The following is a 25,905-nucleotide window of genomic DNA, read 5'->3' as shown; positions in this document are numbered from 1 at the left end:
CAGGCTAGCCCGACGAACGGACGACGAGGAGTGACATGAACCTGCCGCTGCGGCCCCCGGTCGCACCGATGCTGGCCAAGGCCGTCAAGTCCCTGCCGCCGCAGGACGGCACCATGCTCTACGAGCCGAAGTGGGACGGCTACCGGTGCGTCGTCTTCCGCGACGGCGACGAGGTCTACCTCGGCAGCCGCAACGAACGGCCGTTCACGCGCTACTTCCCCGAGCTGGTGGAGGCGGTGCGGGCGGAGCTGCCCGAGCGGGTGGTGGTGGACGGGGAGATCGTCATCCGCGGCGGCCAGGCGCTCGACTTCGAGGCCCTGCAGCAGCGCATCCACCCCGCGGCCTCCCGGGTGAGACTACTGGCCGAGCAGACGCCCGCCTCGTTCGTCGCCTTCGACCTGCTTGCCCTCGGCGACGAGTCCCTCATGGAGGTCCCCTTCGCCGAGCGCAGGGCACGCCTTGAGTCGATCTTCGGCGGCGCGGGCCGGAGCATACGGCTGACACCGGTGACCACCTCGCAGGAGCGGGCGGCCGAGTGGTTCGAGACGTTCGAGGGCGCCGGGCTCGACGGCATCGTGGCCAAGCCCGGCGGCCTGCCGTACCAGCCGGACAAGAGGGCGATGTTCAAGGTCAGGCACGAGCGCACGGCGGACGCCGTGGTCGCGGGCTACCGCGAGCACAAGTCGGGGCCGGTGGTCGGCTCCCTGCTGCTCGGCCTCTACGACGCCGAGGGCGCCCTGAGGCACGTCGGCGTCGCGGCCTCCTTCCCGATGAAGCGCAGGGCGGAGCTGGTCGAGGAGCTGGCGCCGTACGTGAGCCAGGACGGTCACCCGTGGAGCGCCGAGTCCCTGCCCGGGGCGATCTCCAAGTGGAGCGCGACCAAGGACCTGTCGTTCGTGCCGCTGCGGCCCGAGCTGGTGATCGAGGTCGCCTACGACCACATGGAGGGCACGCGTTTCCGGCACACCGCCCACTTCCGCCGCTGGCGCCCCGACCGGACCCCGGAGTCGTGCACGTTCGAGCAGCTCGAACAGCCCGTCTCCTACGACCTGGACGACATCCTGGCCCGCTGAGGGGCCGGTGGATCAGTCTCGCGCCTTGCTCGGCTGCACCCGCTTCGGCTCGCCGGGCATCTTGGGGTAGTTGGGGGGATAGGGCAGGTCCTGCGCGCCGTCGCGTTCGTACCATTCGAGCAGTGGCTCGATCGAGAAGGCCTGGTCGTCGATCGCGGCGTGCACGTCGCCCAGCTTGGCGAAGCGGGCCGGAACCGTGCGGATGTCGAAGTCGCGCGGGTCTGCGTCGGCCAGCTCCTCCCAGGTGAGCGGGGCCGAGACCGGGGCGTTCGGCCTGGCCCGCACCGAGTAGGCGGCGGCCAGGGTCCGGTCGCGGGCGTTCTGGTTGTAGTCGATGAAGATCCGCTCGCCCCGCTCCTCCTTCCACCAGGCGGTGGTGGCCAGGTGGGGCACCCGGCGCTCGACCTCGCGGGCGAGGGCGATGCCGGCGTGGCGCACCTGGACGAAGTCCCAGCGCGGCTCGATGCGCACGGCCACGTGGACGCCCCGGCCGCCCGAGGTCTTGGCGAAGCCGGTCACGCCGAGCTCCTGGAGGATGTCGCGGACCGTGAAGGCCACCTGCCGCGCCTGCGCGAAGCCCGTTCCCGGTTGCGGGTCGACGTCGACGCGCAGTTCGTCGGGGTGCTCGGTGTCACCGGAGCGCACCTGCCAGGGATGGAAGTCGATGGTGCCCAGGTTGGCGCAGTAGGCCAGGGAGGCGACCTCGGTCACGCACAACGCGTCGGCGGTGCGCCCGCTGGGGAAGCGGACCGTGGCCGTGCGCACCCAGTCGGGCCGCTTGACGGGCATCCGCTTCTGGTAGATCTCCTCCCCCTCGACCCCGTCCGGGTAGCGCCTGAGGTGGGTGGGACGGTCACGAAGGGCGCGCAGTGCCCCCTCGCCCACGCTCACGTAGTACTCGACGAGCTCCCGCTTGGTCACCCCGATCTCGGGGAAGTAGACCTTGTCGGGATTGGTGACCTTGATCACCCTGTCTTCGACAGTGAGTTCGATGTACGGCGACGGCATACGTCCGACCGTACCCCTTGTGAGCCCTCAGGGGCCCGCTCCCACACGACGGGCCGTGGGGCGGGTCCGTCCCGGAGCCGCCGCGGCGGCGGGACCGCGTACTCGACGGGACGGACCACGTGACCGTCCGCCTGCTCTCCGGTCCGAGCGCTGGCGCGTCACCCGGCCGGCGGCGTTCTTCGGCCGTCCTGTTGATCCTCGGACGACCGGGCGGACGATCTCACCCTTCAGCAGGAAGGCGAAATACCCCCCACATCTCTAAAGACGCCAAAACGGGCATAAATGGATGCTTCGCCTCCAAGATTTTTTCCTCCCGGGTGTACGGCGGGAACCACCCGGGGACACCGCCGGGAGCGCATAGGCTTGAGGGATGGAAAAGGTGGTCAAGAGCGACGCCGAATGGCGCGTCCAGCTCTCTCCCGAGGAGTTCCACGTGCTCCGCCAGGCGGGCACCGAGCGCCCCTTCACCGGTGAGTACGTCGACACCAAGACCGAGGGCGTCTACAGCTGCCGGGCCTGCGGGGCCGAGCTGTTCCGCTCGGACACCAAGTTCGACAGCCACTGCGGCTGGCCCAGCTTCTACGAGCCGTCGCAGTCGGAGGCGGTGACCCTGATCGAGGACCGCTCGCTGGGCATGGTCCGGGTCGAGGTCCGGTGCGCGACCTGCGACTCCCACCTCGGTCACGTCTTCCACGGCGAGGGCTACGGCACCCCGACCGACGACCGTTACTGCATCAACTCCGTGTCCCTGCGGCTCGAACCCGCCGAATAACCGGCGCCCGGCGCCCCGCGACGCGATCCCCCATGGGGAGCGCGGGAGCCCGGCACGGCACGGCGCCATAACTCAAAGTACGCTACCGCCTCCGCAACGTGTTCTTGCTCAGGGAGCAACCGTGCACCTCCGGCACAGGTGGGAGATCGTCGAGACCATTGGCCGGGTGATCACCCAGCGCTGCAGGATCTGCGGCAGGACCAGGGTCCGGGTGAGATGACCCGTCGTCACTTCGGCTCGGGGTAGGTGAGGCGGCAGTCACGGTCCTTGGAGCCGATGATGTTCGCCAGGACGGGGTTGCCGTTCTCGCCGAACCTCGCCTGGACGAAGACCACCGGGTTCGGATCGCCGACCTCCCCGACGAGATAGTCACGACCCGTCTCGCAGAGCTTGAGGGCCTGCTTGGAGTTGCTCGCGGAGTCGGGAAGGTCGGTGTAGATGCGCAGGTAGCCGCCGACGATCCGGATGTCCTTCAGACGCTTGGTCGCCTTGTGCTCGACGAAGTAGGCCAGCGCCTGCTTGTCGGTGTGCTTGGACAGCCCCCCGGCCTTGGCCTCCTGCCCCTTCTTCGCCTTACGCGGCTTGTCGGCCGTGGCCTTCTCCGCGGCCTTCCCGGTGGCCTTCCCAGGGTCCTTCGCCGGATCCTCCGTCTCGGCGGGCGCCGCCACGGGGGCGGTCACCAGCGCCCGCCCCATCTCCTGCTCCTGCGTGCGCGCGCCCGGCCGCAGCAGCGAGCCGCCGAGCACCAGCAGCGCCGCGACCAGCGCGGCCGCCCCGACCAGCGCCCGGAGCGTCCCCGGGAGACGGGACCGGCTCCGGCTCCTCCTGCGGCGGTTCCCGCCCGTTTCCATCCTCGGCCTCACAGACGGCGTCGTTCTCCCCGGGCCTCCCCCGGGGGCGGTGTCATGGCGCCGCTACGGCAGCGCGGCGATCAGCTCTCCGGCCGGCTTGCGGACGCCCGTGTAGAAGGGGATCTCCTCCCGGGTGTGCAGCCGTGCCCGCGCGCCCCGCAGGGTTCGCATGAGGTCGACGATGCGGTGCAGTTCGTCGGCCTCGAAGGCGAGCATCCACTCGTAGTCGTTCAGCGCGAAACAGGCGACGGTGTTGGCCCTGACGTCGGGGTACTCCCGGGCCATCTTGCCGTGCTCGGCCAGCATCGCACGGCGCTCGGCGTCCTCCAGGAGGTACCACTCCAGGGAGCGGACGAACGGGTAGACGCAGACGTATCCGCGTGGCTCCTCCTCGGCGAGGAAGGCCGGAATGTGCGACTTGTTGAACTCGGCGGGCCGGTGCAGCGCCATGACCGACCAGACGGGCTCGGCCAGCCGCCCCAGCTCGGTGCGGCGGAACCTGGAGTAGGTCTCCTGCAGGTCGTCGGCGGACGGCGCGTGCCACCAGAACATGAAGTCGGCGTCCGCGCGGAACCCGGCGACGTCGTACAGACCCCGGGTGACCACGTCCTTCTCCGCCACCTGGGCCAGGAGGTCCTCGACCTCGTCGGCCATGCCCTCGCGGTTGGCCGGGCAGCGCTCGCGCAGCCGGAAGACCGACCACATGGTGTAGCGGATCACCTGGTTCAGGTCGCGTGCCTTCGGCCGCGGGTTCCCGTCCGTCGTCCTCACCCCTTCGTCAGCGAATCAGCTTTCCCATGCCATTGTCCCGCCGGATCCAGGTGGTCCAGAATCCGGGCCGCCGCGGTACGGGCGGTCGCGACGCAGGCGGGGACGCCGAGGCCGTCGTAGGCGGCGCCGCACACGGCCAGGCCGGGCTGCGAGGCGACGGCCGCGCGGATGCGGGCCACCCGGTCGAGGTGGCCGACGTCGTACTGCGGCAGGGAGCCGCCCCAGCGGGTCACCCTGGAGTCGCGGGGCAGCCCGCGCGCCCCGGCGACCTCGGCCATCTCCTCCACCGCCAGGGCGACCAGGTCGGCGTCGTCGCGCTGGAGCAGCGCCTCCTCGCCCAGGCGGCCGACGGAGCAGCGCAGCATGACCAGATCGGGGTCTGCCTCGGCCAGGTGCGGCCACTTGACCGAGCTGAACGTGGCGGCCTTGACCGCGCGCCGCTCGACGGGCGGGACCAGGTAACCGCTGCCGGTCGGCGGTACGGGGAAGGCCGCCCTGGGGTAGGCGAGCGTGACGACGGCCATGCTGGCGTACTCGATCCTGGCCAGCTCGGCCGCGGCCCCGGGCACCTCGGCCGCGAGCAGGCGACCGGCCGCCGGAGCGGGCACCGCGACGACCACGGCGTCCGCCTCGATCACCTCGGGCTCGGGCACCGGCCCCGCGACGAGACGCCAGCCGCTCTCGGTACGGCGCAGCTCCCTGACCGTGACACCGGTCCTGATCTCCGCGCCGGAGGCCTCGGCGACGGCCGCGGGCAGGGAGCCCATGCCCCGGTGCAGCGTGGTGAAGACCGGCCCTTCCTTCCGCGCCCCGGTGACGATCTCGCGGGCGGCGGTGAGCAGTGACCGCTCCGACCTGGCCGCCGCGGCGATCCCGGGCATCGTCGCCTCAAGCGACAGGCGCTCGGCCCGGCCCGCGTAGACGCCGCCGAGCATCGGCTCGACCAGCCGCTCGACGACCTCCTCGCCCATCCTGGCCCTGACGTAGGAGGCGACGGAGACGTCGGTCGTGACGAGGGTGGCGGGCAGGACGCGATCCAGTGGGACACGCGCGAGACCGGCGGGGCTCAGCACCCCCGACCTGACCAGCGCGGCCAGGTCCGAGGGGACGCCCATGACCTGCCCCGCGGGCATGGCGCGCAGCGCGCCCCTGCTGAGGATGGCCGCCTGGGTCGTCGCGGGGTCGCGTAGCTCCCCGCCGAGGCCGACGTCCTCGGCCAGTGCCCTGCCCTCGGGGCGCCGCGCGAGCATGGCCTCCGCCCCGGCGTCCACCTGGACACCCGCGACCTCGGAGGCGAACAGCTTGCCGCCGATCCGCCGGGCGCCGTCGAGCACGGTCACCCGGACGCCCTCACCGCCCTGCCTGAGGTACCACGCGGCCGCCAGACCCGCGATCCCCCCGCCGACGACCACCACATGGCACCGGTTGCCTTCCATGACTCCTGACCGTACCTCCCGCCATGGCCGCCCGCGTGTCTCCCCCCGTCCCGTGGCGGGCCGTACCGGAACGTGATGCCATCGTGATCCCCCCGGCAAAACCACGCCGCCGCCGGGGCCGTCTCCAGGGGCATGAGAAAACTCGCGTACGGCGTGTGCGTGACGGCCATCGCGCTGTCCCTGTCCTCCTGCGCCGGACAGAGCATGCGATCGATCCCGGACTCGGGTGGCTCCGCCGAGAACCAGGCCGCACCGGCGATGGCCGAGTCGTCCCCCCGGCCGGGGAAAGAGGCCGCACCCAAGCGGGACGAACAGGTGAAGCTGGTCGCGCAGGATCGGGCGATCATCTACACGGCCGAGCTGACCGTCCGCGCCAAGGACGTCGTCGCCGCGGCCGACACGGCGCGGCGGATCGTCACCACGGCGGGCGGCTACCTGTCCACGGAGAAGTCGGACACCGGCTACGGTGACCGCGCCTCGACCAGCCTGACCTTCAAGGTCCCGCCCTCGGCCTACCCGGGGGTACTGCAGCGCCTGGGCGGGGAGCTGGGCAGACGGGAGTCCCTGCAGCAGAACACCGAGGACGTCACCGAGCAGGTCGCCGACGTGGAGAGCCGGCTGCGGTCGTCGCAGGCCGCGCTCGACTCGCTGCGCTCCCTCATGAAGAAGGCCAAGACGATCGGTGAGGTGCTGGACGTCGAGCGGGAGGTCTCGGCGCGCGAGGCCGACCTCGAATCCCTCCAGGCCCGGCAGAAGACGCTCGCCTCGCAGACGAGCATGGCGACGCTGACGCTGAACCTGATCGGTCCCGAGGTCACCGTCGAGGAACCGGAGGAGGAGTCCCCCGGTTTCCTCGGCGGTCTGCGCTCCGGCTGGCGGTCCCTCGTCTCGGCCGTCGGGATCGGCCTCGTCGTGCTGGGCGCGCTGCTGCCCTGGCTGGCCGTACTGGGCCTGGTCGGGCTGGCCGTGGTCCTCCTGCGGCGTCTGTTCAGGGGCGGGTCCGCGCCCGCCGCACCGGATCGGGAGCCGGTCGAGCCCGCCGAGACCGCCAGGGTCTCCGGGCCGGCTGAGACCGAGGAGACCTGACGGCCTCAGCGGGTCGAGGCCTCGTGGACGAAGTCCGTCAGGCGGGCGAGCTGGTCGGGATCGGTCGAGGGCAGCACGCCGTGGCCGAGGTTGAAGACGTGCCCCTCGGCCTTGGCTCCGCGCGCCAGGATGTCGGCGGCCCTGCGTTCGACGACCTCCCACGGGGCCAGCAGGATCGCCGGGTCGAGGTTGCCCTGCAGCGCCCTGCCCGGCCCGACGCGCCTGGCGGCCTCGTCGAGCGGGACCCGCCAGTCGACGCCGACCACGTCCGCCCCGGCCTCGCCGAGCAGCCCGAGCAACTCGCCGGTGCCGACGCCGAAGTGGATGCGCGGGATGTCCAGGTCGGCCAGTTCCTCGAAGATCCGGGTGGTGTAGGGCATGACGAACTCGCGGTAGTCGTCGGGCGCCACGGCGCCGACCCAGGAGTCGAAGAGCTGTACGGCCGAGGCCCCGGCGTCCGCCTGGACGCGCAGGAAGCCGACGGTGATGCCGGTCAGCCGCTCCATCAGGGCGTGCCACAGGTCGGGCCTGCCGTACATCATGGCCTTGGTGTGGTCGTGGTTCTTGGAGGGGCCGCCCTCGATGAGGTACGAGGCCAGGGTGAACGGCGCGCCCGCGAAGCCGATGAGGGGGGTCGAGCCCAGCTCGGCGGTCAGGGCGCCGACGGCCTCGGTGACGTAGGAGACGTCTCCGGGTTCGAGCGGGCGGAGCCTGCCGATCCCCGCGGCGTCCCTGATCGGCTCCGCGACGACCGGGCCGACGCCGGGCTTGATGTCGAGGTCGATCCCGATCGCCCTGAGCGGCACCACGATGTCACTGAAGAAGATCGCCGCGTCGACGCCGTAGCGGCGCACGGGTTGCATGGTGATCTCCACGATCAGATCCGGGGTCGCGCAGGCGGTGAGCATGGGCACCTCACCGCGCACCGCCCGGTACTCGGGCAGCGAACGACCGGCCTGCCGCATGAACCACACGGGAGTGCGGGAGACGGGCTGGCGGCGGCATGCGCGCAGGAACGGAGAGTCGGCGAGCTCGGGAGTCACCCCACCAGGGTGCCATGCCGGTGACGCGGTCCGTTCTTCACGGCTGCTGAGCGTCGTTCTGGGTATGAAATCACCGGTTATTAAATGAGATCACACCTAACAACACCCAGACAGCTTCAAGTCATGATGACGATAGGGTTCTACCCGTTTCGAGCGCTTCGTCCGCCACCCCACCGGCTGGAATCCTGGAGCGGAGCGCCCCGGGAGGCTCCGGGCCGCGCGAAGCGATCATGTTTCCGGGTACAGTTCCTCCCATTGACGAACCTGGCCCAGCCCTCGGCTGAGCCAAATGTTCGCCAAGTCACCGCGCGGCATCATTCCGGCACCACTTTCGGGACACGCCGAGCACGTTGCGCGGAAATGTCGGCGCGACGTGCCAACGTCGGACCACGACCCGACGAAAGGCCTGTGCGATGTCCACGATGTGGAGTTCACCTGAGCACCGCGGTGAGCACTGCGCTTCCTGTGCCGACGAGCGGGTGTCCGGGCAGCCCCCCCATGCCTTCCCCCACTACGCGGACGTGCCCGCCCCCCACCGGGCGGCGGCAGTGGCTTGATCGGTCCCGATGGCTCCTACACACACCCCAGTGGTCCCCATGCGTTCAGTTCCGACCTACGCTTCCGGTATGACCGCCGGTGACGCGCCGCCCGCTCCCGCCGCCTTCACGCGCGCGGCAGCCAGCATGCGCCCCACCGAGGTCAGACCGGAGATCGAGCTGGAGGACATCCCGGCGCCACAGCGCCTCGCCCCCTACTCGGCCGCCATCGGCGCGTCGGTCTACCGCGACGACGACGAACTCGCGGTCGGCCGTCTCATCATGCTCTTCGACCCGGACGGCCAGCGCGGCTGGGACGGCCAGTTCCGGCTGGTCGCCTACGTCCGGGCCGACATGGAGCCCGAGATCACCGAGGATCCGTTGCTCGGCCCCGTCGCGTGGAGCTGGCTCACTGAGTCACTCGACGCGCACGGCGTCGCCTACGCCGCCGCCGGAGGCACCGTCACCAAGGCGGTTTCCGAGGGCTTCGGCAACAAGGACGGAGATCCGGTGACCACGGAACTGGAGCTGCGCGCCTCCTGGTCTCCGCTGGAGGAGGACCTCTCCGGCCATGTCGCCGCCTGGTGCGATCTGATGTGCCTGGCGGCCGGTATACCACCCCTGCCACCCGACGTGGCGAGCCTGCCGCCACGCCGTCGCGAAGATCCGGAGTCCTTCCGAACGTGACCGACGAGACAACCATCGTTCCGCTGCTGGAGCCGCGAGAGGGAATCCCACCCGTCATCGAGGACGAAGCCGACCTCGCACGTGTCGTGCGCGCCTTCGCCGAGGGCACCGGGCCGGTCGCCGTCGACGCCGAACGCGCCTCGGGATACCGCTACAGCGGACGTGCGTATCTGGTACAGCTGCGCCGCGCCGGTGCGGGCAGCGCGCTGATCGATCCGACCCACTGCCCCGACCTGTCCGGGCTCGACGAGGCGCTCGCCGACGCCGAGATCGTGCTGCACGCCGCCTCCCAGGACCTGCCGTGCCTGGCCGAGCTGAACTTCCATCCCCGGGAGCTGTTCGACACCGAGCTGGCCGGGCGGCTGCTCGGCTACGAACGGGTCGGCCTGGGGATGATGGTGGAGAACGTCCTCGGCCTGAGGCTGGAGAAGGGTCACTCGGCCGCCGACTGGTCGACCCGGCCGCTGCCCGAGGACTGGCTGCGTTACGCGGCGCTCGACGTCGAGGTCCTGGTCGAGTTGCGTGACGTCCTCTACCAGGAACTCGACGCCAGCGGGAAGCTGTCCTGGGCCCAGGAGGAGTTCTCCGCGGTGCTGGCGCACAAGTCCCCCGCGCCCCGCTCCGACCCGTGGCGGCGCACCTCGGGCATCCACAAGGTCCGCTCGCTGCGCGGGCTCGCCGTGGTCAGGGAGCTGTGGACGCTCCGCGACCGGCTGGCCAGGGACTCCGACCTCGCACCCGGCCGGGTCCTGCCCGACGCGGCGATCGTCACCGCGGCCCTGGAACAGCCCCGCACCACCAAGGCGCTCACCGAGATCCCCCCGTTCACCGGCCGTAGCGCCCGCAGGCACCTGCGTGACTGGCTGGCCGCGATCGGCAGGGCGCGCGCGCTGCCCGAGGCTCAGCTCCCGCAGCCGAGCGCGCCGGGTGACGGACCGCCGCCCGCCAACCGGTGGATGGACCGTGACCCGGCCGCCGCGCGACGCCTGGCCGCCGCGCGGACCGTGGTGGCCGCGCTCGCCGACGAGCACCACATGCCGACGGAGAACCTCGTCCAGCCAGACGCCGTCCGCCGCCTGACCTGGGAGCCACCGGCCGTCATCGACGACGAGACCGTCGCGGCCCGGCTGCGCGAGCTGGGCGCGCGGGAGTGGCAGATCGGGCTGACCGCCCACCCGATGGCCAAGGCGCTGCTCCGCCTTGAGACCAAGGGCGAGGCCTGATCCAGGCCGTTCGCACGGCTGTGCCCCTCGGGGCCGTTTTCGGCTGAGGCCGTCACGGCCCGAGGGGCGCCGTCATTTCGGGGGTTCGATCGGCCGGATCTCCACCGCGCAGATCCTCGCGTCGGGCCAGCGGGCGGCGATCTCCAGGGCGCGTTCCTCGGTGGCGCAGTCGATCACGCAGTAACCCGCCAGGTGTTCCTTCGCCTCGATGAACGGCCCGTCGGTGATCATCGGGCCCCCGTCCCGCACCCGGACGGTCCTGCCCCGTGACCTGTCGGCCAGGGCGTCCCCGCCGGCCCACTCCCCCGAGGCGGTCAGTTCCGCCGCCAGTTTCCTGGCCTCGTCCATCAGGCCGTCCTGTTCCGCGTTCGACAGGACTTCCCAGGTTTCGGGATTGTTGTAGATCATCAGCATGTACTTCACGCGTGCGTTCCTCGCTGTCACGGCACCTGGAACGGGCATCTGTTCACAGGGTTGTCGAAGCGGTGGACGGTAGCAAGGCCCGCTTTTCCGGCGAAAGTGAAACGGCACTCCGGAAACGCCCGATCTCACCGTCTCCCTCGGTACGGCCGTCGCCCGTCGTGGGGCGGCGGCCGTACCCGGAGAGGGTCAGCAGGAGGAGAGCATGTCCTGCAGGGCGGCCTTCTCCGAGCTCTGCAGGGTCAGGTCGTAGGCCCACTTGACCTGGATCCAGGCCGAGGCGTAGGTGCAGCGGAAGCCGGGCAGGGAGGGCTGCCAGGTCGAGGGGTCATGGTCGCTCTTCTGCTGGTTGACGTTGTCGGTGACCGCCCACAGCTGGGGACCGTCCAGGTCGTTGGCGAAGGCCTGCCGCTGGGCGGTGGTCCACGCCCAGGCCCCCGACCGCCACGCCTCGGCGAGCGGAACCATGTGGTCGATGTCGATGTCACTCGCGGCGGTCCAGGTGGCGCCGTCGTAGGGGGAGTACCAGCTTCCCGAGACCGCCGCGCAGCTGGAGTTGACGACCACGCCGGAGCCGTCCCGCTTGAGCACGGTCTCTCTGGTGTTGCACGTGCCGCTGATGGTGATCCAGTGCGGGAAGAGGGTGCGGCTGTAGGTGTCCTGGTGCGACTCGCTCTCCACGGTGAGCGTGTCGAGCCTGGCGGCGGCGGTGGACGGCGAGGGGATGCCGGGCGGGACGGCCCATGCCGTACCGGTGGTGAGGGTGGAGGTGAGGAGAACGGCGGTGAGGGCGGCGAGAGCCGCGGTGACGACTCGTCTCACGAGTGGCCCCTTCTGTCTCCCGCCCCGGCCAGTGGGAGGTCTGGGCTTCACGAGGCGGGAACAGACGGAACTTCTCAAGCGAGAATAACCACACAAATATCAGTGTTTGACGATGATATGGATATCGATTAGGCGGATAATGCCGCCAACCATCCAAAAAGGAACCTCTACCTGCGGCAACACCCGAAAAGGTCGTCGGACGGATGCCTTTTATCACCCCAAACAGGGAGCGAATTCCCGGTTAATCGATATTTCCGAGAAATACCCTCAATCGTCATCTCAATTTGAAACCCGATATATCAGCATCCGCTCGATGTCCGCCGCGACAGGGACGTGGCGCGCCCGGTCGTGCCAGGGGTTGTTACCGACGAGTAGCATGGACGGGTAGCCACCCAGCAACGAGGAGCGAACCCGTGCCTTCGTCTCGTGACGTCGTATTCGTCGACGGTGTGCGCACGCCCTTCGGCAAGGCGGGCCCCAAGGGTCTGTACGCCGAGACACGCGCAGACGACCTGGTGATCCGTGTCATCCGCGAACTGATGCGGCGCAACCCCAACCTGCCGCCCGAGCGCGTCGACGAGGTGGCGATCGCGGCCACCACGCAGATCGGCGACCAGGGCCTGACCATCGGTCGTTCGGCCGCCGTTCTGGCCGGGCTGCCCAAGACGGTGCCCGGTTACGCGATCGACCGGATGTGCGCGGGCGCCATGACCGCGGTGACCTCGGTCGCCGGGGGCATCGCCTTCGGCGCCTACGACGTGGCCATCGCCGGGGGCGTCGAGCACATGGGCCGCCACCCGATGGGCGAGGGCGTCGACCCCAACCCCCGCTTCCTCGCCGAGCGGCTCGTGGACGGCTCGGCCCTGGTCATGGGCATGACCGCGGAGAACCTGCACGACCGTTACCCGTCGATCACCAAGGAACGCGCGGACGCCTTCGCCGTCGCCTCCCAGGAGAAGGCCGCCAAGGCCTACGCCGACGGCCGCATCCAGCCCGACCTCGTCCCCGTGGCGACCCGCTCGGCAGAACGGGGCTGGGGGCTGGCCACCGCCGACGAGGCTCCCCGCCCCGGTACCACCCTCGACGGGCTGGCCCCGCTCAAGACCCCCTTCCGCCCGCACGGCCGGGTCACCGCGGGCAACGCCTCCGGCGTCAACGACGGAGCGACCGGCTGCATCGTGGCCGCCGCCGACATCGCCGAGGAGCTGGGCCTGACGGCCAGGATGCGCCTGGTCTCCTACGCCTTCGCCGGTGTCGATCCGGAGGTCATGGGGATCGGCCCCATCCCCTCGACGGAGCGGGCGCTGCGCCTGGCCGGGCTCTCGGTCTCCGACATCGGCCTGTTCGAGATCAACGAGGCCTTCGCCGTGCAGGTTCTGGCCTTCCTCGAACACTTCGGCATCGCCGACGACGACCCCAGGGTCAACCCGTACGGCGGCGCCATCGCCTACGGCCACCCGCTGGCCTCCTCGGGGGTGCGGCTGATGACGCAGCTGGCCCGTCAGTTCGGTGAGCGCCCCGCCGTACGGTACGGCGTGACCACGATGTGCGTCGGCATGGGCATGGGCGGAACGGTCGTCTGGGAGAACCTCGCCTGGGAGGGCACGAAGTGACCGACAACGGAAGCAACCTCGAAGAACTGTTCCCCGACGAGGTCGTCACGAAGGCGATCGTCCACGACGTCGAGCTGCCTTACGGCGCCGGCCTCATGGCGCTGATCACCCTGGACAACGGCTTCGACCACACCAAGCCGTCTACCTTCGGCCCGGCGGGGCTCGCGTCGCTGGGCGAGGCGCTCGACGCGGTCGCGGCCAGGAACGACCTTGCGGCCGTCGGCGTCGTCGGCAAGCCGTTCATCTTCGCGGTCGGCGCTGACCTCAAGGGCCTCCCGGTGATCACCGGCCGGGAGCAGGCGCTGCGGATCGGCGAGCTCGGCCACCGGGTGTTCCGCCGCCTCGGCGAGCTGGACGTGCCGTCGTTCGCGTTCGTCAACGGCGCGGCCATGGGCGGCGGCCTGGAGATCGCCCTGCACTGCACCTACCGGACCGTCTCCTCCGGCGTGACGGCCGTCGCGCTGCCCGAGTGCTTCCTCGGCCTGGTACCCGGCTGGGGCGGCACCCAGCTGCTTGCCCGCCTCGTCGGCCCGGCCGCCGCGATCAGGCTGATCATCGAGAACCCGCTCTCCCAGAACCGCATGATCAAGGGCCGGGAGGCCTTCGAGGCGGGCGTCGCCGACGCGATGTTCGAGCCCGCCGACTTCCTTGAGGAGTCGCTGCGCTGGGCGGCCCGGGTGCTGCGCGGCGAAGTGACCGTCTCCCGGACCGACCACACCGCCGGCGACTGGTCCAAGACCCTCGCCGACGCCCGCTTCCTGGTCGACATGAAGCTGCGTGGCTCCTCCCCCGCCCCCTACCGCGCCCTCGACCTGATCGAACTGGCCCGTACCGCCTCCCGCGACGAGGGTTTCGCCGCCGAGGACCGGGCCCTGGCCGACCTCCTCATGGGCGACGAGCTGCGCGCGGGCCTGTACTCCTTCGACCTGGTGCAGCGCAGGGCCAAGCGGCCTGCCGGGGCCCCGGACCGGGAGCTGGCCCGCAAGGTCACCAAGGTCGGCGTCGTCGGCGCGGGCCTGATGGCCTCCCAGATGGCGCTGCTGTTCGCCCGCCGTCTTGAGGTTCCGGTCGTGCTGACCGACCTGGACCAGGACAGGCTGGAGCGGGGCGTCGGCCACGTGCACGCCGAGATCGACAAGCTGCTCGGCAAGGGCCGGCTGTCCGCCGACCAGGCCAACCGGCTCAAGGGCCTGGTGACCGGCTCGCTGACCAAGGACGCCTTCACCGACGCCGACTTCGTGATCGAGGCGGTCTTCGAGGACCTCGGGGTCAAGAGGAAGGTGTTCGCCGAGGTCGAGGAGGTCGTCTCCGCCGAGTGCGTGCTGGCGACCAACACCTCCTCCCTGTCGGTGACCGAGATGGCCGCGGGCCTGCGGCACCCGGAGCGGGTCGTCGGGTTCCACTTCTTCAACCCGGTCGCCATGATGCCGCTGCTGGAGATCGTCCGGGCCGCGGAGACCGACGACGCCACCCTGGCCACGGCCTTCACCGTCGGCAGGACGCTGAAGAAGTCGTCGGTGCTGGTCAAGGACGCGCCCGCCTTCGTGGTCAACCGGCTGCTCACCCGGTTCATGGGCGAGGTCATCGCCGCCGTCGACGAGGGCACCCCGCTTGAGGTCGCCGACCACGCGCTCGACGGGCTCGGCCTGCCGATGACCCCGTTCACGCTGCTCCAGCTCGTCGGTCCCGCCGTCGCGCTGCACGTCGCCGAGACCCTGCACGCCGCCTTCCCGTCCCGCTACGGAGTCTCGGAGAACCTCGCCCGGCTGGTGGCCGAGGGCAGGCCGGGGGTCTACGCCCCCGACCTGTCGCTGGACCCGCAGGCCACGGCCCTCTTCTCCGGCGGGTCCTCCCCCTCGACCGCGCAGGAGGTACGGCTTCGCGCCCTGCGCGCGCTGGCCGAGGAGATCCGTCTCATGCTCGACGAGGGCGTGGTCGCCGCGGCCCAGGACATCGACCTGTGCATGATCCTCGGCGCGGGCTGGCCGTTCCACCTGGGTGGCGTCACCCCTTATCTCGACCGTACGGGCGTCGCCGAGCCCCGTTTCCTTCCTCCCGGCGTCGCCTCCGTCCCGGCGTGACGCCTACGGTGGCCGCCCCGCACGGGGGCGGCCACCGCCGGGTGATCCTTGGGACGATCCGGTCGCGATCTTTGCCCGGGGGCGGGAGTGACCGGGAACAACGGATGGCATGAGAACCGTCAAGATCGTGTCCGCCGTCCTGACGTTCGCCGCCGCGGCCGCGCCGTCCGCGCTCTCCGGCGCGGTCTCCGGGACGCTCCCCGCCTCGGCGGTCGTGCTGAGCCTGTCGGTCGGCGGCGGTCCCGCCAGGAGCGTCCTGCTGCGCTGTGGCCGGGCCGAGTCCCGCCCCTCCTTCACCACCGCCTGCGGCATGCTCGGGAGGTTCGGGGGCGACCTGGCGAGGATGACCTACGACGTCGACAGGATCTGCGGCCGGAAGCACGTGGCGCACGCCGTGAGCGCCTCGGGGACATGGGAGGGCAGACCGGTGCGGTTCGAGCACACCTATGACAACCGGTGTGAGATGACGGCCCTCACCGGCCCGGTGTTCTCCTTCTGACCTGCTACGAGCCGGTCTCGGCCGAATGGGCGACGCGGCTGTGGCGGTAGCCGTACAGGGCGTAGATGACGACTCCGATGATCATCCACACCACGAACCTGAGCCAGGTCTCCACCGGCAGGTTGAGCATCAGGTAGAGGCAGGCCAGCACCGACAGGATCGGCACCAACGGCACCAGCGGCGTACGGAACGAACGCGGCAGATCCGGACGGGTCCGGCGCAGGATGACCACCGCGATCGAGACGACCACGAACGCGAAGAGCGTGCCGATGTTGACCAGCTCGGCGATCGTGGACAGCGGGACCAGCCCCGCCAGCACGGCCACGACGACGCCCATGATGATCGTGATCCTGGCCGGGGTGCCGAACCTGGGGTGGACCCTGGCCAGGCTCCGCGGCAGCAGGTTGTCGCGGGACATCGCGAACAGCACCCGCGACTGGCCGAGCATGAGGATCATCACGACGGTGGTGAGACCGGCCAGCGCGCCGACGCTGATGAGCGTGGCCGCCCAGGTCTGGCCGACGGCCTTGAAGGCGTCCGCGAGCGGCGCGGCCTCACTGAGCCTGGAGTACGGCTGCATGCCGACGACGACCAGGGAGACCGCGACGTACAGGACCGTGCAGATGGCCAGTGAGGCGATGATGCCGATCGGCAGGTCGCGCTGCGGGCGGCGGGTCTCCTCCGCGGCGGTCGCGACGATGTCGAAGCCGATGTAGGCGAAGAACACGATCGCCGCCGCGCCGAAGATGCCGAAGACGCCGAAGGCGACCGGTGTGACCCCGAACAACACCTGGATCAGCGGCGCGGCCAGGCCCTCGACCGCGGGCGTCTGCTGCGCCGGCGGGACGAACGGCGTGTAGTTCTCCGCGTTGAGGAAGAACAGCCCCGCGACGATGACCAGCAGCACCACGGCGACCTTGATCGCGACGATGATCAGATTCACCCGGGACGACAGCTTGACCCCGGCGACCAGGACCGCGGTGAGGATCAGCACGATCAACGCGGCCGGCAGGTTGAAGGCCGCCCCCTCCCCCGCGATCGCATCGGGCAGATGTATCCCGTAGGAGCTCAGCAACGACGTCAGGTAGCCCGACCAGCCGACCGCGACGACCGCGGCCGCCAGGGCCATCTCCAGCGTCAGGTCCCACCCGATGATCCAGGCGGGGAACTCGCCGAGTGTGGCGAAGGAGAAGGTGTAGGCCGAACCGGCGACGGGCACGGTCGAGGCGAACTCCGCGTAGCAGAGCGCGGCCAGCGCGCAGACGACTCCGGCCACCACGAACGACAACGCGACCGCGGGTCCCGCCAGGTCTCTGGCGACCCGCCCGGTGAGCACGAAGATTCCGGTGCCGACGATGACGCCGATCCCGAAGACCGTCAGGTCGAGCGCGGAGAGATCCTTGCGAAGCCGGTGCTCGGGGGCCTCGGTGTCCCTGATCGACTGCTCGACCGACTTTACGCGTAATACTCCTCTGGCACGTTGCGCACCCATGGGGTCCTCCTTGACCATCCACAGTCGCCCACCTTTATGGAGCAAGTCATGCCCAACCGATCAGTCGCTGAACGGTGATACTCGGGGTTCTTTAGGGGAAAATCCCGATGTCCGCCTGCCCGTCCAGAGGAAGCATGGGGTCATGCTCTTGGACACGCTGGGCCAGCTGGACCCATTCCTGGTCGGCGCGGTGCTGCTGGCGCTGCTCACGCTGGACGGTTCCCTGCTGATCGGGACCGTGGTCCCCGGGGACGCCGCGATCGTCGTGGCGGGAACCGCGCTGACCGGCCCCGCCGAGATCGCGGTCGCGGCGCTGGCCGGGGTCGTGGGCTGTTTCCTCGGCTCGACCGGCGGCTGGCTGATCGGCCGCCGGTACGGCTCGCGCGTGCGTCACAGCAGAGCGGGCCGGTGGATCGGCGAACGCCGCTGGAGCAGGGCCGAGCGGGTGGCCATGAGTGAGGGAGGCGGCCCCGCCCTGGCCGCCTCCTACTTCCTGCCGCTGGTCAACGGGCTGACCCCGGTCCTGGCGGGGAGCCTCGGCGTGCCGTACAGGAGGTTCATCCGCTGGGCGGTTCCCGGCAGCGCCCTGTGGGTGACGACCTATCTGACGCTCGGCTCCATGGCGGGCACCTTCGCCCGTGAGCACCAGCACCTGCTGGTGCCGATCGCCGCCTGCGCCGCCGTACTGGCCGTCGGCCTGTTCGTGATCGTACGGCGCAGCCGCGCCGCCAGGGCGGCCGTCTCACCGGCCGCCGAGGCGACGGCGGTCAGCGGGCCGGCTGGTTCTCCAGAGCCGGAGAGCGCCGCGCGACCGCCTCGGTGATCTGGCGGGCGATGTCCTGCGCGGTCAGCCCGACGTCGCCGAGGATCTTCGCCCGCTTCGCGTGGTCGAGGAAGCGCTGCGGGATGCCGTGGGTGCGGACCGGGACGTCCACGTCGGCGTCGCGCAGCACCCTGGCCACCGCGTCGCCGACGCCGCCGACCCGGCCGTTGTCCTCGACGACCACGACCAGCTTGTGCGCGCAGGCGGCCTTGACCAGGGCCTCCTCGTCGAGAGGCTTGACCCAGCGCGGGTCGACCACGGTCGCCGAGATGCCCTGGGCGTCGAGCAGCGCGGCCGCCTCGACGCACAGCTCGGCCATCGGGCCGACGCAGACCAGCAGCACGTCGGAGTCGCCGCCCTGCCGCCCCTGGCGCAGCACGTCCATCTCGCCGAGCCGTCCGACCGCCTCGATCTCCGTGGACACCGGCCCCTTGGGGTAGCGGACCACGCTCGGGCCGTCCTCGATCGCGACCGCCTCGGCCAGCAGCTCGCGCAGGCGCGGCTCGTCACGCGGCACGGCGATCGACAGGCCGGGGACGACCTGCAGGATCGACAGGTCCCACATGCCGTTGTGGCTGGCACCGTCGTCACCGGTCACACCCGCCCTGTCGAGCACGACGGTGACCGGCAGGCGGTGCAGGGCGACGTCCATGAGCAGCTGGTCGAAGGCCCGGTTGAGGAAGGTCGAGTAGAGCGCGACGACCGGGTGCAGCCCGCCGAGGGCCAGGCCCGCCGCGCTGGTCAGCGCGTGCTGCTCGGCGATGCCGACGTCGTAGAGACGCTCGGGGTAGGCCTCGGAGAACGGGATCAGGCCGACCGGACCGAGCATCGCGGCGGTGATGGCCACGATGTCCTGGCGTTCTGCGGCCAGCCGTACGATCTCCTCGCTGAAGACGTTGGTCCAGCCGTGCGGCTTGGGCTTCTCCTCGCCGGTCAGCGGGTCGAAGGCGCTGGGCGAGTGGAAGCGGTCCTCGTCGTGGTTCTCCGCGAAGGAGTAGCCGAAGCCCTTCTTGGTCAGGACGTGCACGATGACCGGGCGGCGGAAGTCGCGTGCCTTGCGCAGCGCGGCCTCGACGGCCTGCTCGTCGTGGCCGTCGACCAGGCCGATGTACTTCAGGCCGAGGTCCTCGAACATCACCTGCGGGGCCAGGACGTCCTTGATGCCCTTCTTCACGCCGTGCAGCGCGTCGTAGACCGGGGAGCCGACCACGGGAACCTTCGCCAGGTTGTCCTTGACGAACTCCAGCATGTCCTCGTAGCGCTGGGTGGCGCGCAGCGAGGCCAGGTGCGAGGCGAGACCGCCGATGGTCGGCGAGTAGGAGCGGCCGTTGTCGTTGACCACGATGATCAGCGGCAGGTCCTTGTGGGCCGCGATGTTGTTGAGCGCCTCCCAGGCCATGCCGCCGGTGAGCGCTCCATCGCCGATCACCGCGACGACCGTGCGGTCGTTCTCGCGGCGCAGCCGGTGGGCCTTGGCCAGGCCGTCGGCGTAGGACAGCGCGGTCGAGGCGTGCGAGTTCTCGATGACGTCGTGCTCGGACTCGGCCTGGCTGGGGTAGCCGGACAGGCCGCCCTCCTGCCGGAGCCGGTCGAAGTCCGCCGCCCTGCCCGTGAGCATCTTGTGGACGTAGGCCTGGTGGCCGGTGTCCCACAGGATGCGGTCGCGCGGGGAGTCGAAGACCCGGTGCAGCGCGATCGTCAGCTCGACCACACCGAGGTTGGGGCCCAGGTGACCGCCGCCACGCGCCGTCGAACTGATCAGCAGATCCCGGATCTCCGCGGCGAGCCGGGGCAACTCGTCCGCCCCCAGCGCCTTCAGGTCCCGTGGTCCCTTGACCGAATCCAGCAGACTGCCAGGCCGTCCGGTCCGCTCGCTCACGGAATCATCCCCTCTGTCGGTCAGCGTCAGAGCCGAGTCTAGTTCGCATGACGGACACCTCCCCCGGGGACGGCGATTCTGCACACTTTATCCACACTTGCAATACCCTTTGCCTCACCATGCGCACTTCCCCCTCCGGGCAACAACCATCACTCACCACCGCGATCACGGCATCTCTCCTGCTCGTGGTCGTCGGCGCCGTGAGTGCGTGCGCTCCCATCGGTCCCTTCACCGGCCCCCTCGGTGGCGCCAAGCCCGCCACGGCCGCCTCGGCCACCACGAACCTCAGCACCCCCGCGGCCGACTCACCGGCGGCCAAGCCGTCCCCCCAGCCCTCCCGGCTCTCCGGGGGCGCGCAGCGGGAGGCGCCCACCGGACGCGCCGCCGCAACGACCAGCCCCCTCTACCGGGTGCGTGGCGTCTCCTCGTCCTCACGGTGCCTGGCGGGAGGAATCCGCGAGGGAAGCGCCTCCTCGTACCGGACGTTCATGACCCGCATCACCCGCTGTCTCGACCGGGTGTGGAGGGCGCGGCTCACCGCCGCCGGCCTGCCCTTCTCCCGCCCGGCCCTGCGCTTCACCACCACTACCAAGGTGACCAGCCCGTGCGGGCGGTGGCCGGCCAAGGCCGCGGGGTTCTACTGCTCGACCAACCGCACGATCTACATCGGTGTGCTCCGCGAGGCGCTGAGCAACCCCTACCCGATCAACCACGCCCAGTTCATGGCCCACGAGTACGGCCACCACGTGCAGAAGCTCATGGGCGTCATGGACTACTACGGCAGGAGCGTCTGGAACGCCAGGCTCTCGACCAAGCTCGCCTTCTCCCGCCGCCTCGAACTGCAGGCCGACTGCCTGGGCTCGGCCTTCCTCCGCCAGGTCTCCGCCGACCTGTCCGTCGAGCAGGCCGACTGGGACTCGATCATCGAGTGGGTCACGGCCAACGGCCACAAGAACTGGATCAGGAACGACCACGGGAAGGGCCGCAGCCAGGCCTACTGGATGCAGCGCGGCTTCGAGGTGGGTTCCCCGTCGGCGTGCAACACCTGGTCCGCCTCCGCGAGCACGGTCTCCTGACCTCTTCCGTCTTTTTCCGGATTTTTCGTATTATCTCTTCGGATGCCTCTTATCTCAGATTTCGGTCATCTTTAAACCGCCCTCGGTCCGCCTATCAGGCTTAACATCCGATATCCCCCGTTTCGTTGACCATACCCACCAGGGGCATTTCGCTTTACCCCCCTCTTTACCTCCATTAAGGTTCGGGATCATGCGTATCCCCGCCATCTCCCTTGTTTCCGGTGTGCTGGCGAGCCTGCTGTTCGCCGGTACGGCCGGCGCGGCCCCCTTCGCGCAGGCGTCCGTGAGCAAGGACCCCACGAAGAGCAACCCGATCTACGACAGCGGGCGGTTCAGGATCAAGTCGTGCGACGAGCAGCCGACCCAGCCCGACGACCTCGACGCGGCCCGGGTCGATCTGGAGTTCCTGCTCGACTGCCTGAACACCGGCTGGGGAGACCATCTGACCGAGGCGAATTTCTCGTTCTCCAGGCCCAAGCTCGTCACGACCACCCGGACGGACCTGCAGACCGGCTGCGGCAAATACCCCAAGACCGCCCAGGCCGTCTACTGCCCGAACAACCAGAGGATCACCTTCCGGCTCGACCGGGACATCCTCTCCAAGCAGACAGAGCTGCTCCTGTTCGCGACGATCGCCCACGAGTACGGCCACCACGTGCAGCAGCTCACCGGGATCATGACGTCGTATCTCAACCGCAAGTACAGGAACAAGGCGGCGGAACTCGACGCGACCCGCAGAATGGAGCTCCAGGCCGAGTGCTTCGGCGGTGCCTTCATCGGAAGCGTCTGGATGTCCCTCGGCCGCCGCAAGAGGGACCTGAACTACATGATCAAGGTCGCCATCGGCAACGCCACCCACGGCAAACACGCCAACATCGCCTACTGGATCCGCCGAGGCTTCGCCGCCGACTCCCCCGACGCCTGCAACACCTTCACCGCCCCTGCCGCAAAGGTCGCCTGACTCCGTTCATCTTCGAGGGGCGTCGTCCAGCCGGGTTCTGCCCCTCAGAACGGGACTGTTCGATCGGCATGCGCAGTCCTGCCTCTTGGCCTGGGCACACGGATCAGGCCGGCCATGAAGGACGGAAGAACGGTCAGACTTGTCCTTCTGGTCCGTCAGGTGGTCCAGGCCTCTTATCCACGTACTGTGCTCTTCGGCCGTGACACCGCTGACGGCGTTTCCGGGGTTCGACATCGTGACGAACTTCGGCTCTCCAGGATCAAGCGCTAGCTCCTGGGCCAGCCGGACGTCACCTGGCTGATCCAGACGCCCCGCCCCGGAGGGAGACGGCAGGAAGGTCCCGTCACGGTCGATCACCCGGTCCGGCGCGCGACGTTCTCCCACTGCCGGTTGACCTCCCCGAGGTGATCCTCGCTTTCCTCGTCCACGGCCGCAGGGGGCTCGACCCCGGTTGAAATCACAAGCCTCCACGCGTCCTCCGGCCGCATCAGGCCTCCCGACGCCGTACGCCCAGCACGACAAGACCGGCTTTCTCAAGCCGAGAGTCACGCTCTGGAGGGTTGGCCGTTTCCGTCCATGAGCATCGCCGCGATGCCGAGCAGGAGAACAACGTCCTCTTCTCCGCGGTTTCAAGAGCTCGAAGGTTCGGTCCTCACTCTCAAGACCGTTGGAGGGCGTGCTCACGAACACGACCCGGCCACCGAGAAGGCGGTTCATTTGGCGACGACCCACCGGACCACCCGCAAACAGTCGATTCAATGTGTCGGCCCACGCTGTATTGCACCTTTTCAGCGGCCAGCCGGATCACCTGAAAAAATCACGTCCGCCGCGGTCACAATGTCGAGCCCGTGAGGGCACCAGGCCTTCAGCTGAGTCGTCTCCGGCCTTCAGGACCGGAGACCATGACCCTCAAAGACAGCGGAGATCCCAGAAGCCGCCGTCGTGATGGTTGTCCTGAAGTTCGACGATGATCCGCCGACGACCGCCGTTCTCCTTCGGATCGTCCATAGGAGAAGCAGGGGGACCGAAAGGTTCCCAGACGTTGACCGCCAAGTCACCCTCTCCGACAGGGGTGATTTTCGCGGTCCGATAGTACGTCAGCACCTCTTCGGCCGAGGCTTCCGTCTCGATCTCAAAACGAACGTGATAGTTGCACAGATCGGCGCCTGGTCTCACTTCGCTCTGTGGCTCGTAGTCCCCGAGATCGCTCCCCTTCGGCAGGGGGTAGCCCAGAGCCCGGTCAACCAGACCGGCCAACTGATGGTCGTGCATCCACGCCGGTGTCATGACGACCACGTAAAGCAGCAGAACCGGCGCGAGCACCCACACTGCACGACGAGGCCATCGCTTCCACGGACCCGACTCGCTTCGTTTCCCTTCCGAAGAGGCAACCAACGTCCCACCGCCCTTCCACGAGTACCCCCTTCCTCCTCATCTTCCCGCATCCTATGGCTTTTTCAAAGCCCTAACAGAATGAATCATCCAACAACGACCGGCGAATCACGTGGGCACGACAGGCACATGCCAATCAAGAATTTTCTCACACAGTCGCCGAATTGCACGCAACGGAAACCATGACCAACGGCTCATCATCAATCCTCAAGAAGGATGATCTACTCAAGCCCAAATACAGCTCCGCCCGCCGGCCTCTTCGCGAATAAACCGACGGGCGGAGCCCATCTCACCTTAGGCACCTATGGGCCACAGCAATCAGAATCCAGCCTAAGGCGTGAAGCGCGTTTCATCTTCTTTGTTTAAGTACAACCCGGTGAACGGGAAACTGAATTATCGTCAGGTCTGATCCAGGCTCACGATCAGAAGCGTCTCCGGCCTGGTCGACGCCTTGATCGCTTTGCTGATCCCATCTGGATAGGTGCGGCGTTCCTCGGAGAAGAACGGCTGGAAATCCAGATATACACCTTTCCACGCGGTCGACCTCATCTCGACCCCGTCGGGAGCCACCTCTCTCACAACCACCCATTTGCGATTGCTTAAGAGATCACGGGCCTTACGGGACGCATCAGGGCCGTTCACGCCCCCGACATCGATGACGAGCAGGTTTGTGACTTCAATTCCCGCCCCATAGTCTCCTTCGTCGGTGTCCTCTCCCAACACCTTGCCGATACCACGCACCTCGTCGAGGACAGCCGGATCGACTTGAGTCTTCCCAGAGAACACCCCGCACCCCGACGTAAGGAGGCATGCGCCAAGGAAAACCACAGCCACGCCGAGGAGCCGACCGGTTCGTCGCGCACTCCCACCTATGATCAAGACCATTCCCTTGCAGACACCGCCTCGTATCATCTACGACCCAGAGCGCGATCCTAGGGCTTTTTGGTAGCCCCTCCGGAAACGTATCTCTCCGTCTCCGCCCCGTCTCAGCGTTCCCGCTGGTGAGCCCACAGCCCTTTCATCCGCCTGTCGAACTCAGCTTATTCAAGCTCGCCGTTTACCATGGTCACCACCGAGCATCCGCAACAGGCGGTGGCGGTCCCCATGTCGGTGACGATGTTGTGCCTGCGGCCGACGGTCCCTTTGCCGACGTCGATGTCCTGAGAGACGGCGGGCACGTCGGCCAAGGTCTTGATGCTTCGACTGCCGCTCAGGCAGGTGGTCAGTGCGGGGCCATGGCCATCGACGGGTCCTTCGTCGGCAGTGTCCGGCGGTCCCCCGGGCACCGGGGCGAGGACCTGACCTACATGATCAAGTCAAGGTCTCCACCAGCCACGCCACCCGCGGCGAGAACTTCAGCTTCGACCACTGGATCCGCCGACGCCCCGACGCCGACAACACCTTCACCACACCGGCCGCAAAGGTCGCCTGACTCCGTTCGCCTTCGAAGGGCACGGTCCAGCCGAACCCTGACCGAAGGGTTTCGCCAAACCCTGCTGGCCTTTAATTCGTGGGATTACGGCGCTTGAGGAGCAAGCCGGTCCCTGCCAGGCAGCCGTCGATCAGATGCGGCCGGTACTGGTGGACCTTCTTCAACCCGCGCTTGATCACACGCACCAGGTGATCCTGGTTCGCCGCGGCGAGGTTGGCCAGGCCGCTGCGGTTCAGCAGCGACCAGATGCCTTCCACCGCCTTTGAGATCCGGAGCGTGTGAGGGCAGCTGAAAGACCCGCAGCCAGTCGGCGTTGCCAGCGATGAAGCGTCGCATGTCCGGGCAGATGCGCCGGTTGCGGTTGTCCCAGACGAGGACGATCGGCGCTCCGAGCTACACATGCACCATGACGATCAGGTCCCGGTAGCCGCGCCAGGTGAACCTTGCCGCCTCGCTTTTGCGGCGCCAGTAGAGGTGGATCCGGTAGATCAGCCAGGAACTCCTGCCGGGGCGGTAACAGGTCAGGGCGGCGACCGAGACCCTGCTCTCGCGGCGGCCCGGTACCCGCATCACCGGCGTGAGGCCACGCGCGCGCCAGGTGTGGGCCATCGGTGGCCTCATCGTCCGGCCGCACGCGTCTTCGAAGCAGACCCACGCACCCAGGTCCGTCGCGGTGGTCCCACGCCCGGCCATACCTCGCGTCTTTCACACGGCGATCGCCTCCTCATCCCGTTCGCTCGCCCGGCGGGCTAGCACCTGGCATGACCAGCCGTGCCACCTGAGCAGCTTCCACACCCCCGGCAGGGAGTAGGTCAGGTGGAACATCCGGCCGATCGGTCACGTCCAGCGAAGTGGTGTATGAGCTGCCCTTCGCGTGATCCTGTTTCTGCAGGTTAAGCGGTAAGTGTCTGCGGTAGCGGATTATGGGC

The 25,905-nt window shown here is 69.1% G+C and carries 24 protein-coding genes and 1 pseudogene; 11 read left to right on the top strand and 14 right to left on the bottom strand.

The genetic code is table 11. From position 1 onward, the window contains the following. Positions 1-35 precede the first annotated feature (35 nt). On the top strand, positions 36-1,073 hold the full coding sequence (locus tag ABT340_RS15035) for an ATP-dependent DNA ligase (protein ID WP_352011310.1): 1,038 nt from the start codon (positions 36-38) through the stop codon (positions 1,071-1,073). A 12-nt stretch (positions 1,074-1,085) separates the two neighbouring features. Here the strand turns inward: ABT340_RS15035 and ligD are convergent, their stop codons facing one another. Continuing rightward, on the bottom strand, positions 1,086-2,081 hold the full coding sequence (gene ligD, locus ABT340_RS15030; protein WP_352011309.1) for a non-homologous end-joining DNA ligase: 996 nt from the start codon (positions 2,079-2,081) through the stop codon (positions 1,086-1,088). 370 nt (positions 2,082-2,451) lie between these two features. Here ligD and msrB point away from each other — a divergent pair, with 370 nt between their 5' ends. Continuing rightward, complete coding sequence (gene msrB / locus ABT340_RS15025; RefSeq protein WP_352011308.1) at positions 2,452-2,853, top strand: peptide-methionine (R)-S-oxide reductase MsrB; 402 nt, start codon at positions 2,452-2,454, stop codon at positions 2,851-2,853. A 227-nt stretch (positions 2,854-3,080) separates the two neighbouring features. Here msrB and ABT340_RS15020 read toward each other — a convergent pair whose 3' ends face one another. The 3 genes from ABT340_RS15020 to hemG all read right to left on the bottom strand — a co-directional run bounded on the left by ABT340_RS15020 (position 3,081) and on the right by hemG (position 5,911). Next, complete coding sequence (locus ABT340_RS15020; RefSeq protein WP_352011307.1) at positions 3,081-3,704, bottom strand: hypothetical protein; 624 nt, start codon at positions 3,702-3,704, stop codon at positions 3,081-3,083. Between the two features lie 63 nt (positions 3,705-3,767). Further along, a complete protein-coding gene (gene hemQ / locus ABT340_RS15015) occupies positions 3,768-4,409 on the bottom strand; it encodes a hydrogen peroxide-dependent heme synthase (RefSeq protein ID WP_386190635.1) in 642 nt (213 codons plus the stop codon). 62 nt (positions 4,410-4,471) lie between these two features. Next, positions 4,472-5,911 (bottom strand): protoporphyrinogen oxidase, encoded by a 1,440-nt coding sequence (gene hemG, locus ABT340_RS15010; RefSeq protein ID WP_352011305.1) that lies wholly within the window; start codon positions 5,909-5,911, stop codon positions 4,472-4,474. A 132-nt stretch (positions 5,912-6,043) separates the two neighbouring features. Between hemG and ABT340_RS15005 the strand changes: the two genes are divergently transcribed. Further along, on the top strand, positions 6,044-6,997 hold the full coding sequence (locus ABT340_RS15005; RefSeq protein WP_352011304.1) for a DUF4349 domain-containing protein: 954 nt from the start codon (positions 6,044-6,046) through the stop codon (positions 6,995-6,997). A 5-nt stretch (positions 6,998-7,002) separates the two neighbouring features. Here ABT340_RS15005 and hemE read toward each other — a convergent pair whose 3' ends face one another. Continuing rightward, positions 7,003-8,040: a uroporphyrinogen decarboxylase gene (hemE, locus tag ABT340_RS15000; RefSeq protein WP_352011303.1), complete on the bottom strand. Its 1,038-nt coding sequence runs from the start codon at positions 8,038-8,040 to the stop codon at positions 7,003-7,005. A 626-nt stretch (positions 8,041-8,666) separates the two neighbouring features. Between hemE and ABT340_RS14995 the strand changes: the two genes are divergently transcribed. Continuing rightward, positions 8,667-9,263, top strand: a complete 597-nt coding sequence (locus ABT340_RS14995; RefSeq protein ID WP_352011302.1) for a DUF3000 domain-containing protein — start codon at positions 8,667-8,669, stop codon at positions 9,261-9,263. Beyond that, positions 9,260-10,486, top strand: a complete 1,227-nt coding sequence (locus ABT340_RS14990) for an HRDC domain-containing protein (protein ID WP_352011301.1) — start codon at positions 9,260-9,262, stop codon at positions 10,484-10,486. The genes ABT340_RS14995 and ABT340_RS14990 overlap by 4 nt, the downstream gene beginning before the upstream one ends. 72 nt (positions 10,487-10,558) lie before the next feature. On the opposite strand, the gene ABT340_RS14985 is transcribed toward ABT340_RS14990, so the two are convergent. Beyond that, on the bottom strand, positions 10,559-10,900 hold the full coding sequence (locus tag ABT340_RS14985) for a YciI family protein (protein WP_352011720.1): 342 nt from the start codon (positions 10,898-10,900) through the stop codon (positions 10,559-10,561). A 195-nt stretch (positions 10,901-11,095) separates the two neighbouring features. Continuing rightward, the gene (locus tag ABT340_RS14980) at positions 11,096-11,728 is read right to left on the bottom strand and encodes a GmrSD restriction endonuclease domain-containing protein (RefSeq protein WP_352011300.1); all 633 of its coding nucleotides are present in this window, start codon (positions 11,726-11,728) and stop codon (positions 11,096-11,098) included. Positions 11,729-12,141: 413 nt separating this feature from the next. On the opposite strand from ABT340_RS14980, the gene ABT340_RS14975 reads away from it, so the two are divergent. The 3 genes from ABT340_RS14975 to ABT340_RS14965 all read left to right on the top strand — a co-directional run bounded on the left by ABT340_RS14975 (position 12,142) and on the right by ABT340_RS14965 (position 15,921). Continuing rightward, the gene (locus ABT340_RS14975) at positions 12,142-13,341 is read left to right on the top strand and encodes a thiolase family protein (protein ID WP_352011299.1); all 1,200 of its coding nucleotides are present in this window, start codon (positions 12,142-12,144) and stop codon (positions 13,339-13,341) included. After that, complete coding sequence (locus tag ABT340_RS14970; protein ID WP_352011298.1) at positions 13,338-15,422, top strand: 3-hydroxyacyl-CoA dehydrogenase NAD-binding domain-containing protein; 2,085 nt, start codon at positions 13,338-13,340, stop codon at positions 15,420-15,422. The genes ABT340_RS14975 and ABT340_RS14970 overlap by 4 nt, the downstream gene beginning before the upstream one ends. A 109-nt stretch (positions 15,423-15,531) precedes the next feature. Next, complete coding sequence (locus tag ABT340_RS14965; RefSeq protein ID WP_352011297.1) at positions 15,532-15,921, top strand: SSI family serine proteinase inhibitor; 390 nt, start codon at positions 15,532-15,534, stop codon at positions 15,919-15,921. A gap of 4 nt (positions 15,922-15,925) precedes the next feature. Here ABT340_RS14965 and ABT340_RS14960 read toward each other — a convergent pair whose 3' ends face one another. Beyond that, a complete protein-coding gene (locus ABT340_RS14960) occupies positions 15,926-17,413 on the bottom strand; it encodes an amino acid permease (RefSeq protein WP_352011296.1) in 1,488 nt (495 codons plus the stop codon). Between the two features lie 142 nt (positions 17,414-17,555). On the opposite strand from ABT340_RS14960, the gene ABT340_RS14955 reads away from it, so the two are divergent. Continuing rightward, complete coding sequence (locus ABT340_RS14955; RefSeq protein ID WP_352011295.1) at positions 17,556-18,236, top strand: DedA family protein; 681 nt, start codon at positions 17,556-17,558, stop codon at positions 18,234-18,236. On the opposite strand, the gene dxs is transcribed toward ABT340_RS14955, so the two are convergent. After that, complete coding sequence (dxs, locus tag ABT340_RS14950) at positions 18,181-20,115, bottom strand: 1-deoxy-D-xylulose-5-phosphate synthase (protein ID WP_352011294.1); 1,935 nt, start codon at positions 20,113-20,115, stop codon at positions 18,181-18,183. The two genes, ABT340_RS14955 and dxs, sit on opposite strands and share 56 nt — an antisense overlap. A gap of 119 nt (positions 20,116-20,234) precedes the next feature. Here dxs and ABT340_RS14945 point away from each other — a divergent pair, with 119 nt between their 5' ends. Together ABT340_RS14945 and ABT340_RS14940 are read left to right on the top strand one after the other, a co-directional pair. After that, the gene (locus ABT340_RS14945) at positions 20,235-21,191 is read left to right on the top strand and encodes a neutral zinc metallopeptidase (RefSeq protein WP_352011293.1); all 957 of its coding nucleotides are present in this window, start codon (positions 20,235-20,237) and stop codon (positions 21,189-21,191) included. Positions 21,192-21,381: 190 nt separating this feature from the next. Further along, entirely contained in the window at positions 21,382-22,152 is a 771-nt protein-coding gene (locus ABT340_RS14940; protein WP_352011292.1) for a neutral zinc metallopeptidase, read from the top strand. A 353-nt stretch (positions 22,153-22,505) separates the two neighbouring features. On the opposite strand, the gene ABT340_RS14935 is transcribed toward ABT340_RS14940, so the two are convergent. The 5 genes and pseudogenes from ABT340_RS14935 to ABT340_RS42465 all read right to left on the bottom strand — a co-directional run. Continuing rightward, complete coding sequence (locus tag ABT340_RS14935; RefSeq protein ID WP_352011291.1) at positions 22,506-22,640, bottom strand: hypothetical protein; 135 nt, start codon at positions 22,638-22,640, stop codon at positions 22,506-22,508. A 421-nt stretch (positions 22,641-23,061) separates the two neighbouring features. After that, entirely contained in the window at positions 23,062-23,481 is a 420-nt protein-coding gene (locus tag ABT340_RS14930) for a hypothetical protein (protein ID WP_352011290.1), read from the bottom strand. A gap of 462 nt (positions 23,482-23,943) precedes the next feature. After that, positions 23,944-24,378, bottom strand: a complete 435-nt coding sequence (locus ABT340_RS14925; RefSeq protein WP_352011289.1) for a hypothetical protein — start codon at positions 24,376-24,378, stop codon at positions 23,944-23,946. 206 nt (positions 24,379-24,584) lie between these two features. Beyond that, a complete protein-coding gene (locus ABT340_RS14920) occupies positions 24,585-24,731 on the bottom strand; it encodes a hypothetical protein (protein ID WP_352011288.1) in 147 nt (48 codons plus the stop codon). 316 nt (positions 24,732-25,047) lie between these two features. Next, positions 25,048-25,810: pseudogene (locus ABT340_RS42465) on the bottom strand (transposase); the annotation flags it as partial. Positions 25,811-25,905: the final 95 nt, after the last annotated feature.

The sequence above is a fragment of the Streptosporangium sp. NPDC000239 genome, from assembly GCF_040300765.1.
GTDB lineage: Bacteria > Actinomycetota > Actinomycetes > Streptosporangiales > Streptosporangiaceae > Streptosporangium.
The sequence above is the reverse complement of the archived record's forward strand: the minus strand, read 5'-3'. Positions and strand labels throughout refer to the sequence as shown.